Annotated in this window: 11 protein-coding genes; 4 read left to right on the top strand and 7 right to left on the bottom strand. The window is 73.1% G+C overall.

The genetic code is table 11. The features are described from left to right. Window positions 1–174 precede the first annotated feature (174 nt). Window positions 175–2,442, bottom strand: a complete 2,268-nt coding sequence (locus ACZ58N_RS31125) for an ATP-binding cassette domain-containing protein (RefSeq protein WP_471166596.1) — start codon at window positions 2,440–2,442, stop codon at window positions 175–177. Window positions 2,443–2,558: 116 nt separating this feature from the next. Here ACZ58N_RS31125 and ACZ58N_RS31120 point away from each other — a divergent pair, with 116 nt between their 5' ends. Beyond that, window positions 2,559–3,317 carry a TetR/AcrR family transcriptional regulator gene (locus tag ACZ58N_RS31120; RefSeq protein WP_471166594.1) on the top strand — a complete coding sequence of 253 codons (759 nt, stop codon included), beginning with the start codon at window positions 2,559–2,561 and terminating at the stop codon, window positions 3,315–3,317. A gap of 41 nt (window positions 3,318–3,358) precedes the next feature. On the opposite strand, the gene ACZ58N_RS31115 is transcribed toward ACZ58N_RS31120, so the two are convergent. The 5 genes from ACZ58N_RS31115 to ACZ58N_RS31095 all read right to left on the bottom strand — a co-directional run bounded on the left by ACZ58N_RS31115 (window position 3,359) and on the right by ACZ58N_RS31095 (window position 7,992). Beyond that, window positions 3,359–4,282: an SDR family oxidoreductase gene (locus tag ACZ58N_RS31115; RefSeq protein ID WP_471166591.1), complete on the bottom strand. Its 924-nt coding sequence runs from the start codon at window positions 4,280–4,282 to the stop codon at window positions 3,359–3,361. 117 nt (window positions 4,283–4,399) lie between these two features. After that, the gene (locus ACZ58N_RS31110; RefSeq protein WP_471166588.1) at window positions 4,400–5,179 is read right to left on the bottom strand and encodes an anti-sigma factor; all 780 of its coding nucleotides are present in this window, start codon (window positions 5,177–5,179) and stop codon (window positions 4,400–4,402) included. Further along, window positions 5,179–5,748: an ECF RNA polymerase sigma factor SigK gene (gene sigK, locus ACZ58N_RS31105; protein ID WP_471166586.1), complete on the bottom strand. Its 570-nt coding sequence runs from the start codon at window positions 5,746–5,748 to the stop codon at window positions 5,179–5,181. The genes ACZ58N_RS31110 and sigK overlap by 1 nt, the downstream gene beginning before the upstream one ends. Continuing rightward, window positions 5,741–5,971, bottom strand: coding sequence for a hypothetical protein (locus ACZ58N_RS31100; protein ID WP_471166583.1), 231 nt, complete (start codon window positions 5,969–5,971; stop codon window positions 5,741–5,743). Before ACZ58N_RS31100 ends, sigK begins: the two co-directional genes overlap by 8 nt. 314 nt (window positions 5,972–6,285) lie before the next feature. Continuing rightward, entirely contained in the window at window positions 6,286–7,992 is a 1,707-nt protein-coding gene (locus ACZ58N_RS31095; protein ID WP_471166580.1) for a ricin-type beta-trefoil lectin domain protein, read from the bottom strand. A gap of 181 nt (window positions 7,993–8,173) precedes the next feature. Here ACZ58N_RS31095 and ACZ58N_RS31090 point away from each other — a divergent pair, with 181 nt between their 5' ends. Next, on the top strand, window positions 8,174–8,824 hold the full coding sequence (locus tag ACZ58N_RS31090) for a TetR/AcrR family transcriptional regulator (RefSeq protein ID WP_471166578.1): 651 nt from the start codon (window positions 8,174–8,176) through the stop codon (window positions 8,822–8,824). Between the two features lie 67 nt (window positions 8,825–8,891). Beyond that, complete coding sequence (locus tag ACZ58N_RS31085; RefSeq protein ID WP_471166575.1) at window positions 8,892–9,836, top strand: serine/threonine dehydratase; 945 nt, start codon at window positions 8,892–8,894, stop codon at window positions 9,834–9,836. Between the two features lie 22 nt (window positions 9,837–9,858). Here the strand turns inward: ACZ58N_RS31085 and ACZ58N_RS31080 are convergent, their stop codons facing one another. Further along, window positions 9,859–10,302 (bottom strand): universal stress protein, encoded by a 444-nt coding sequence (locus ACZ58N_RS31080; RefSeq protein WP_389702262.1) that lies wholly within the window; start codon window positions 10,300–10,302, stop codon window positions 9,859–9,861. Window positions 10,303–10,504: 202 nt separating this feature from the next. Here ACZ58N_RS31080 and ACZ58N_RS31075 point away from each other — a divergent pair, with 202 nt between their 5' ends. Next, window positions 10,505–10,864, top strand: coding sequence for a hypothetical protein (locus tag ACZ58N_RS31075; protein WP_471166572.1), 360 nt, complete (start codon window positions 10,505–10,507; stop codon window positions 10,862–10,864). Window positions 10,865–10,953 lie beyond the last annotated feature (89 nt).

Raw genomic sequence — 10,953 nt, 5'->3', positions numbered from 1 at the left:
CCCCCCCCCCCCCCCCTCCCCCCCCCCCCCTCCCCCCCCCTCCCCCCCCCCCCCCCCCACCCTCCCCCCCCCCCCCCCCCCCCACCCACCCCCCCCCCCCCCCCCCCCCCCCCCCCCTCCCCCCCCTCCCCCCCCCCCCCCCACCCCCCCCCCCCCCCCCCCCCCCCCCGCCACTCACGCCCCGACGTACTCCCGCAGGTGCCGGGCCGTCAAGGTGTCGGCCTCGGCGACCAGTTGGGCGGGGGTGCCCTCGAAGACCACCCGGCCCCCGTCATGGCCCCCGCCGGGGCCGATGTCGATCAACCAGTCGGCGTGGGCCATCACCGCCTGGTGGTGCTCGATCACGATCACCGAGTTCCCGTCGTCCACGAGCCGGTCCATCAGGGCGAGCAGCTTGTCCACGTCGGCCAGGTGCAGGCCCGTCGTCGGTTCGTCCAGGATGTACGTCGAGGACTTCTCCGCCATGCTGATGGCCAGCTTCAACCTCTGCCGCTCACCGCCCGACAGCGTGCTCAGGGGCTGCCCGAGCCGCACGTAGCCGAGCCCCACGTCCGCCAACCGGCCCAGGATCGTCCGCGCCTGCCCGGTGGTGAAGAACGCGTGCGCCTCCGCGACCGGCATGTCGAGGACCTCGCTGATGTTCTTGCCGTTCAGCCGGTACGTGAGCACCTCGGGCGTGAACCGACGCCCCTCGCACTGCTCGCAGACCGAGGCCACCGCGGCCATCATCGCCAGGTCCGTGTACACCAGCCCCAGACCGTTGCACTTCGGGCAGGCGCCCTCCGAATTGGCGCTGAACAGCGCCGCCTTGACCCCGTTGGCCTTGGCGAAGGCGGTCCGGACCGGATTGAGCAGGCCGGTGTACGTGGCCGGGTTGGAGCGTCGCGAGCCACGGATCGGCGACTGGTCGGCGACCACCACTCCCTCGCGTCCCGCCAAGTGGCCGTGGATGAGTGAACTCTTACCGGAACCCGCCACGCCGGTCACCACGGCCAGCACCCCGAGGGGCACGTCCACGGTGACGTCTTTCAGGTTGTGCAGGTTCGCGTCCTTCACCGACAGGTGCCCGCGCGGCGTGCGCACCGTCTCCCGCAGCCGAGCACGGTGGCCCAGGTGGCGGCCGGTGAGCGTGTCGGAGGTGCGCAACCCCGCCACGTCCCCGGTGTAGCAGAGCCGTCCGCCCGCGGTGCCGGCGCCCGGACCGAGGTCCACGACGTGGTCGGCGATCGCGATGACCTCCGGCTTGTGCTCGACGACCAGCACCGTGTTGCCCTTGTCGCGCAACCGCACCAGCAGGTCGTTCATCCGCTGGATGTCGTGCGGGTGCAGGCCGGTGCTCGGCTCGTCGAAGACGTACGTGATGTCCGTCAGGGAGGAGCCGAGGTGGCGGACCATCTTCACCCGCTGCGCCTCACCGCCCGACAGGGTGCCGGACGGCCGGTCCAGGCTCAGGTAGCCCAGCCCGATCTCGATCAGGGAGTGCAGCAGCTCGCGCAGGCCCGCGAGCATCGGCGCCACGCCGGGGTCGTCGATCCTCGCGATGACCGCGGCGAGGTCGCTGATCTGCATCGCCGAGCATTCCGCGATGTTCAGCCCGTCGATGCGGGAGGACAGCGCGGCCGCCGCGAGCCGGGTGCCGCCGCAGTCCGGGCAGTCGGCGAAGACCACGGCCCGGTCCACGAACGCCCGGATGTGGGACTGCATCGACTCGCGGTCCTTGCCCAGGACCGTCCGGGTGATCTTCGTGATCAGCCCCTCGTAGGTGAAGTTGTTCGATCCGACCCTCACCTTCACCGCGGGCTTGTGCAGGAAGTCGGCCCACTCCTGTGCGGTGAAGTCCTTGAGCTTGGTGTCGGGGGAGTAGAACCCGGAGTTGGCCATGATCTGCCAGTACCAGGAGTCGACCGCGAATCCGGGGGCCGTGATCGCGCCCTCGTTGAGCGACAGTTCGCGGTCGACGAGCCGGTCGACGTCCACGTCGGACACCTGGCCCATCCCCTCGCAGCGCGGGCACATGCCGTCCGGGGTGTTGAAGCTGAACGCGGAGGAGGTGCCGACGTGCGGCACGCCCAGGCGGGAGAAGATGATCCGCAGCATCGTCGAGGCGTCGGTGGCGGTGCCCACCGTCGAGCGCGATCCGGTTCCCATGCGTTCCTGGTCGACGACGATGGCCGCGCTCAGATTGTGCAGGGCATCCACGTCGGGGCGGCTCGGGCTCGCCATGAACGACTGGAGGAAGGCGGTGTACGTCTCGTTGATCATGCGCTGCGACTCGGCGGCGATGGTGCCGAACACGAGTGAGGACTTGCCGGATCCGGACACGCCCGTGAAGACGGTCAGTCGGCGCTTGGGGATGTCGAGGGAGATGTCGGCGAGGTTGTTCTCGCGGGCTCCGCGGACCTGGATGTCCTGGTGGCCGTCTGCGGGGCGGGCCGGATTCACGCGTGTTCCCCCTGGTCGTCGGTGGCATGGCTGCCGTACCGTTCATCTTCGACTTACTCTATACGCTGTATTCTATACGGCGTAGTGAAATAGCGGGCGGGACGGAAGGGCCGGACATGGCGAAGGAACGCAGCGGCGCGGGCGACCCCGTCCGCACGCTGGAACTCCTGTGGCGCGAGCCCGGACAGGGGCCCGCGGGCGGTCGCCGCGGCCCGCGACAGGGACTCACCGTGGACGCCGTCGTCACGGCCGCCATCGCCCTCGCCGACGAGGAGGGGGCGACCGCGCTGACCATGCGCGCCCTCGCCCAGCGCCTGGGTGTCACCCCGATGACCGTGTACACGTACGTACCGGGCAAGGCCGAGTTGCTCGACCTGATGCTGGACGAGGCCTACCTGCGCATGGACCGCCGCGAGCCCGCCGACCAGGAGCCCTGGCGGGCGCGGATCACCCGCATCGCCGACGACAACAGGGACCTGCTGGGCCGACACCCCTGGATCGCTGACCTGGCCGCCACCCGCCCGCCGCTCGGCCCCGGGGTGATCGGCAAGTACGAACACGAACTCGCGGCCTTCGACGGCATCGGCCTCACGGACGCCGAGATGGACGCCGCCCTCACCCACCTGCTGGGCTTCGTGCACGCCAACGCCCTCGCCGCCGCCGACGTCGCCGAGCACCAGCGGCACCGGAGCGACGACGAGTGGTGGGCGCTCGTCGCGCCCGTCCTGGAGCGGGCCATGGCCCCGCGGAGCTACCCGCTCGCCGACCGGGTCGGCAACGCCGTCGGCGCCTTCGACCCCGAGGCCGTCTGGGCCTTCGGCCTGCGATGCGTGCTCGACGGCCTCGCCCACCGGATCGGGACCGACACCCCGTGAGCCGCGCCACCCGTCCGTGACGCGGGGTCCCCGCCGCCCGGTCAGCGGTATCCCGTGGGGTCCGCCGGCAGGCCCGGGTCCTGGACCTCGACCATGTACCGCCACGCGTCCGGGCGGCTGCCGTCCAGGTCCGTGAAGCCGTAGACCCCGGCGAGTCCGCCGCTGGACAGCGACCGACCGTTCCAGCGGGACACCAGGGGGTCGGCGGCCAGCGCCGCGACCGCCCGGCCGACGTACGAGGGGGTCTCGGAGATCGCGAAGTGCGGGACCCTGTCCAGCGCGTCACGCCAATGGGACTCGGTCACGCCGAAGGCCTCCAGCATCATCTCCGAACGCAGCCAACCGGGCGTGAGCGCGACCGCCGTCGCACCGCGCGGACCCAGCTCGTGCCCCAGCGCGAACGCCATCCGCAGGACCGCCGACTTGGCGATGTCGTAGAAGAACGAGACCCGGTAGCGGTCCGTGTTGTAGTCGGCGGTGCCGTCGGTCATCTCCACCACCAGCCCGCCCGGGGCGCGCAGCAGCAGCGGCAGCGCGTAGTGGCTGGTGATGGCATGGGTGTCCACCGCGAGGCGCAGCAGTCGCAACCCGTTGTCGAGATCGTGCTCCCAGACGGTGCTGTCCCACTCGAAGAGCCGCTCACCGCCCCAGATGTCGTTCACCAGCACGTCCAGGCGGCCCTGCTCGCCGTCGATCCGCGCCACGAGGGCCTCCACCTGCGCGGGCACCAGATGGTCGGCGACCACCGGGACGCCGAGCCCGCCCGCCGCCGTGACCAACTCGGCCGTCTCCTCGATGGTCTCCGGCCGGTCGTACTCCGACCGGCCCGCCGCACTGCTGCGCCCCGACACGTACACCGTCGCTCCGCACGCGCCCAACTGGACGGCGATGCCCCGGCCCGCACCCCGCGTCGCACCCGCCACGAGGGCGACCTTGCCTTCCAGGTTCCGCTCGGAATCGGACATGGCCCGACCCTACGTCCCGCCCGCCGCGGCAGGTCCCGCACAACACGCCCCGGAGGCGGCACGGTTGACGCGCCCCGCGCGCCCCGCGCGGCGCGACGCGATCACACGGTCCGGCGGCTACGCGGTCGGGAAGGCCAGTGCGACCAGCGGGTCCGACGTCGGCGCGGGCGAGCCGCCCGCCGGCTCCAGCGTGACGCCGATCCCGGTGGCCCCACCCACCGGGCCGGCCAGCAGCGCCGGGGCGTCGGGCCGCGCCGGGTCCATGAGCCCCGCCGGACGCATGCCCCTGCCGGGGTCGTCGAACCACAGCTGGTACACCCGCCCCGGCGGCGGCGCGGCCATCCCGGAGGGCACGAACACGGCCCGGTTCCGGTCCCGGGAGACCACCACCGTGCCCGTCCCGCCGTCCGGGACCCGGCCGCTCGTCAGCCGGGCGTCGGGGGCGGATAGCACCTGCGCGAGCGCCGCCGCCCGCGCCTCGACCCGGCGTGCCTCCTGTCGGGCGCCCTCGGCCTCCTGGAACTGCCACACGGCGACCCCGCCGAGACCGGCGGCCACCGCCAGGCACGCCGCGAGGGCCCACCGCGCCCACGGCCGCCCGCCCCGCGCCGCGTGCCGGGCCGGTGACCTCGAAGCCGTGTCCCGCGCCGGATCGCCGTCCGGGACCGGCCCGACCGGTGCCTCCCGGATCCGGCGCAGCACCTCGTCCCGCAGTCCCGGCGGCGGCTCCACCGACACGGCCGCGCCGAGCAGCGCCGCCGTCGCCGCGAACTCCCGCACTTCCCGGGCGCAGTCCGGGCAGGTCGCCAGGTGCGCCTCGAAAGCGGCGCGTTCCGCCGGGGGCAGAGCGTCCAGGACGTAGGCACCCGTCGCCTCGTGCACGTTCTCCGTACCCATCAGCCGCTCACCCCGAGACAGTCACGCAGCCGCAGCAGGCCGTCCCGCAGGCGGGTCTTGACGGTGCCCAGCGGCACGGACAGTGCCTCGGACACCTCACGGCAGGTGAGGCCACGGTAGTAGGCCAAGGTCACCGACTGCCGCTGGATCCCGGTCAGCGAGCCCAGGCACCGGCGCACCCGTGCCGCCTCGTCGCGCTCCAGCGCCGCCTCGCTGACCTCGTCGAACTCGGGCAGCGCCGACTCCAGCCGGGCCGCACGCCGCTCCCGGTCGGTCGACGCCTGGGCCGACCTGACCCGGTCCACCGCCCGGCGGTGGGCCATCGTCAGCACCCAGGTCCGTACGCTGCCCCGGTCGCTCCGGTAGCGCCCGGCGGTCCGCCACACCTCGACGAACACCTCCTGGGTCACCTCCTCGGCCTGGGAACGGTCGCGCAGGACCGCGAGCGTCACGCCCAGCACGCGCCCGCACACCGCCTCGTACACCGCGCCGAAGGCCGACTCGTCGCCCTCGGCGACCCGGCCGAGCAGGGCGGCGAGGCCCTCGTCGGCCCGTGTCGCGTCATTCACGGACCGATCCTCCGGGATCCGTACCCATTCCCTCGCATCCACAGGTCTCCACTGCGATTCGGAGCCGCAGGTTCGCCGGATTGGTTCCCTCCGTCGCACCGTCGGCCCGGCCCGAGGGCCGCCGCTTGCGCAATTCCACCACGCCGTCGGCGAGCCGGTCCCACAGATCGCCGACCCCGGGCTCCTCGGGGCCGGTTTCGGACGCCTCGGTCACGTCGGTCACGTCGGGTGCACTCCTGTCGGCCGGCGGCCTCTCGGCCCGTTGACGTCGGAAAGGGGCGGGCACCGGAACGCTCCGGTGCCCGCCCCTGACCATGGCCGGGCCAGTGAACCCAGTGCCCCCGCCGCACGGTGGCCGCTTCGGTCCCGGCTCCCCCTCCCGGGGAGCGGGATTCCCCCGGGCGGGTGATCGCGACGCGTGGTACGTGCCGGCGGAGGGCGGGTCGTGTACCACGACGGGGGTGGCCGGTCGGGCCCCGTCGTGACCCGCCCCGGGCGGATCGCCCCGCCGAGACCCGATCGCCCCGCCCCGGACCGTCAGACGGGCAACGACCAGGCCTGGTCGGGCCGGTGGTCGCCGCACTCCTCCAGCCGCAGCCGTTCGGCCGGGGCGTCGGGCGTCGCGGCGGCCGCAGGCGCCGTCAGGCACAGTCCGCTCGCGCCGTGGACCAGCGCGCCGTCGCGCCGGTGGCTCCAACGCTGGTCCGAGCGAGGTCCGTTCGCGCAGTCGGACAGCTCGACGAGGTCGTTCCCACCCGCCGTGAGGCATTCGCCGGCCAGCAGCAGTCGACCCTGCTCCCCGAGCTTCCAGCGCTGGTCCGCGCCGGCGGTGCAACCGGCCAGGACGACCGCGCCGACGCCGGTGGTGTTGGCCCCGTCGACGCACTTGGAACCGTTGCCGACGACCTGGCCCGTCGGTACGGCGTCGCCGCAGCCGTGCGGGGTGAGCCGCCACACGACCGTGTCGTGCGCGTCGAGCCGCCCGGTCAGCGAGGTCGACACCTCGGTGCTGCCCCCGTCCCAAAGGTTCTTCGCGTCGACCGTGCAGGAGTGCAGGCCGATGTCGGCCAGCGGCACGGAGACGTTCCGGGCGGTGCCGGAGCGGTTGAGCACCGCTACGGCGCGGTCGCCGTTCGCCAGTGGCCGGGCCAGTACCTCGAAGGTGGCGTTGGAGGAGACCACCGCGCCCTGCCGGCCGAGGCGGTCCTGGTCCAGGGCGATCAGATCGGTGTTGCCGAGCGCGGCGAGCCCCTCCGGGGTCAGCTCCGACACCTCGGAGGACAGGATGAACGGGGCGGCCATCATGGCCCACAGCCCGACCTGGCTGCGGCTCTCCGCCGGGGTCAGACCGGGGGCGCCCGCGATCAGGAAGTCGGGGTCGTTCCAGTTGCCGGGGCCCGCGTACCGGCCGAGCCAGCGGTTGTACCCGTAGTTGCCGAGGACCGAACTCCACCGGGAAGTGGCGGGAGCGGCGGGGTTGTGGACCTTGATGTCCCGGCCCTCACGCCACAACTGGCCGGTCTCACCGACCCAGTCGAGGACCTTGTGCCAGTCGGAACCGCCCCATTCGCCCTGCTGGAAGTAGGCCGGTGCGGAGGCCGAGAGCACCATGGGTCGGCCGCTGTCCCGCAGGGCCTTGGCGACAGCGTTGTACGCGTCCCGGTAGGCCTCCTCCTTGGTCCTGCCCGGCGGCACCCACAGGTTGCAGCCGTCCATCTTCACGTAGTCCACGTTCCAGGACGCGAACAGCCGGGCGTCGCGCGCGTAGTTGTCCGGGCCGCCACCGTCCGGGGCCCCGCTTCCCGGGTACTTCTCGCAGGTCAGGTAGCCGGCGTCCTCGTAGATCCCGAACTTCAGCCCCTTGCCGTGCAGGTATTCGCCCAGCCAGGTCATCCCGTGCGGGAACTTGTCGCGGTCGACGACCAGATTGCCTTCGGCGTCACGGCTCTTGAGCATCCAGCAGTCGTCGATGGTGACGGTGTCGTAACCCTTGGCGGCGAGGCCGGTGGACACGAGCGCGTCGGCGTTCGCGACGACCGTGGCCTCGTCGATGTCGCACATGTGGTGCGCCCAGTTGTTCCATCCCATGGGCGGGGTGAGCGCCAGCGGGGTGTCCGAGGTCGCGGTGGTGTCGGCCGGGGCGGCGCCGGCCGCGGCGGCCGAGGCCGGGACGGGGCACAGGCACAGGGCGAACAGGGCGGCCGCGGTCAGACAGGGGAGCGACGCACGCAGGCGAGGCGGCACGGGGTCTCCTTGACGTGGGGGGCGTACCGACGGGCAGTCGTGCGCCCAGTGCAGCGATGTGACTACCCGCTGTCAACGCAAGTCGTCGGATATGGCTCGATGACCAGCAATATGGCGGTAGTCGGCATCGCGTCACAGCGCTGATACGTCGTATGAGCCGGTGGCTGATACGATGTATCTCATGCCGAGAAGATCAGACTCCCTCGATCGGGCGACCCCCGGGGCCATCGCGGAGGCCGCCCTGCGGATCCTCGACGAGGAAGGTCCCGGACAGCTCAGCTTCCGCGCGCTCGCCGCTCGGCTCGACGTCTCCCACGCCACCGTCCAGCGCCGCTGCGTCGACCTCGCCGGACTGCTGGACCTCTGCACCGAGCACCTCGCCGCGCAACTCCCCGACGTCCCCACCGGCACCGGTTGGGCCGAGGCCGCCGAACTGCGCTTCGGCGCGCTGTACCGGCTCCTCACCGCCCACCCCGGACTGCTCGTGCTGCGCGGTGGCCGTCCCTGGCTCGGCCGTCAACTGCTGGCCCGACTCGTCGAGCCCGCCCTCGCCGACAGCGTCGCCGCCGGGATGAGCCCCGCCGAGGCGATGACCGTGTACCGCCGCATGTACCTCCTCACCCTGGGCAGCGCCGCCTTCGTGGACCACCGGGATCCGGCGGCGGCCACCGCCGCGTCCCGGACCGCGCTCGCCGCCCTGGACCCGGCCGAGTTCCCGGTGCTGGCGGGCGCGACGGCCGACGTACTGCCCCCGCTGACCGATCACGAGGTGTACTACGGCGCCCTGCGCCAGCTCATCGCGGCGGCCGCGCCCGCCGAGCCGGCCCACTGAGCGGCCCCGGGTTCCGCGGCCCCCGCAACCCCACCGTCAAGTCCCCTCACCGGAAAGGCAGTCAGCCATGGAACAGCAACTCGACCCCGCCGCCGTCCGCGCCGCCGCCGACCGACTGGCCGGCGCCGTTCGGCCCGTGGCCGTCGTGCCCGCCGCCGAAGGCGTCTGGTACGCGCTGGAGTACCTCCAGCACACCGGTTCCTTCAAGGCCCGCGGCGCCCACAACTTCCTCGCCGCGCACCGCGCCGCCGGCTCCCTGCCCGCCGCCGGCGTGACGATCGCCTCCGGCGGGAACGCCGGCATCGCCTGCGCCTGGGCGGCCCGCGCCCACGGCGTGCCCGCGACCGTGTTCCTGCCGGTCAACGCCCGCCCCGTCAAGGTGGAGCGGTTGCGCGGCTACGGCGCCGACGTACGCCTCGTCGGCGACCGGTACTCCGAAGCCCTCGCCGCGAGCCAGGAGTTCGCCGCCGCCCACGGGGCCCTGGCCAGTCACGCCTACGACCATCCCCTGATCGCCGCGGGCGCCGGGACGCTGCTGGAGGAGATGCGCGACGCGCTCCCCGCCCTGGACGCGGTCGTCGTCGCGGTCGGCGGTGGTGGACTCTTCGCCGGCATCGCCACCGCGGCGCGCGAGCACGGCGTCCACGTCATCGCGGCCGAACCAGAACACTGCCGGGCCCTCAACGCCGCCCTGGCGGCGGGCCGCCCGGTGGACGTTCCCGTCGTGTCCGTAGCCGCCGACTCCCTGGGCGCCACCAGGGTTTCGGCCGACGCGCTGGCCGCCGCCCAACGGGGCGGAGTCGACTCCGTGCTCGTCACCGACGCGCAGATCACCGCGGCCCGCCGGGAACTGTGGGAGGAGCACCGGATCGTGGTCGAGGCGGGCGCCGCCACCGCCCTCGCCGCGCTGCGCACCGCCCCCCGGCCACCGGGAAAGCGGATCGCCGTCGTCCTGTGCGGGGCCAACACCGACCCCTCGGACCTGACGGCTCCCGCGGCCGGGGAGGCGTAGCCGCCGGGAGCCCGGCCGCCCGTCAGGCGTCGTGACGGACCACGACGACGCTGCTGGCCGCGTACTGGACCACCTGCTGACTCACCGAGCCCAGCAGTGCGCCCTTGATCCCGCCGTAGCCGCGCGTGCCCACCACCGTCAGCTCCGCCTCCCGCGACGCCTCCACGAGCACCTGGCCCGGCGAGCCCCGCTCGACGCGGCGGAACACCGGCACGCCGGGTGAAGTGCCGACCGCCTCGGCCACGGTGTCCGACAGCTTCTGCCGCGCCGCGTCCTCGGCGTGCACCAGGTCCGCCTGCTCGGCCGTGCCCACCGCGAACGGATTCGTGTTCCAGTCCCAGCTCATGACGGCGTGTACGCGGCCACCGGTGGCCTTGGCCTGGGCGACGCCCCAGCGCAGTGCCTCCTTCGAATGGTTCGAACCGTCCACACCGACGACGATCAGAGGCTCGACGGGCTCACTCACAGGTGGTTCCTCTCGTTTCGTCCGGATCGTCCTTCTCCTCTTGTATACACGGCCCCGGGGGCCCGACCGCGAACGGCGACCCCGAACGACGATCGTTGCGGCGGCCCGAGACTTTCGGGGACAGCCCACCGACACCATCCGCTGCGAAGGTCGGTACGTCACGGTGAAGGGCACCGGACACGGTGGACTCGGAGGAACGGGCGTGGCTCAGCGCAAGGGTTGTCTGATCGGTTGCGGCGTGGCGTTGGTGGTGGGCATCGGCCTGGCCGTGGCGCTCGTCCTCGGCGCGGGGAAGCTCCTCGACATCGCCGACAAGACCCTGCTCGACCCGAAGGTCTACGAAGCCGTCCGCGTCGGCGACCCCGAGACGGAGGTCCGTGCCAAACTTCCCTCGGGCGACAGCTTCGTCAAGGACGCCCTGAAGGACGGCGGCCCGGCCGAGCCCGCCGGCAGCACCTGCGCCTGGTACCTCTCCAGCACCGACAACAGCAGCTCCGACGTACTGCGCCTGTGCTTCAAGGACGGCAGGCTCGCCGACAAGGCCGCCTACCGCATGAAGTAGACCACCGCCGGGGGAGCTCCTCGGCCGGGCCCGGAAGACGTCCGCCCGAGGGCCACGCCGGGTCGACCCGGACTACACTCCGCGATCCG

The organism is Streptomyces sp. NPDC040432 (genome assembly GCF_055595445.1).
The sequence above is the reverse complement of the archived record's forward strand: the minus strand, read 5'-3'. Positions and strand labels throughout refer to the sequence as shown.

Bases quoted from the DNA above. Each gene is read 5' to 3' on its own strand.
- ACZ58N_RS31090 (WP_471166578.1), top strand. From the start codon at position 8,174: ATGCCGAGAAGATCAGACTCCCTCGATCGGGCGACCCCCGGGGCCATC.
- ACZ58N_RS31110 (WP_471166588.1), bottom strand. From the start codon at position 5,179: ATGGGTACGGAGAACGTGCACGAGGCGACGGGTGCCTACGTCCTGGAC.
- ACZ58N_RS31085 (WP_471166575.1), top strand. From the start codon at position 8,892: ATGGAACAGCAACTCGACCCCGCCGCCGTCCGCGCCGCCGCCGACCGA.
- ACZ58N_RS31115 (WP_471166591.1), bottom strand. From the start codon at position 4,282: ATGTCCGATTCCGAGCGGAACCTGGAAGGCAAGGTCGCCCTCGTGGCG.
- ACZ58N_RS31120 (WP_471166594.1), top strand. From the start codon at position 2,559: ATGGCGAAGGAACGCAGCGGCGCGGGCGACCCCGTCCGCACGCTGGAA.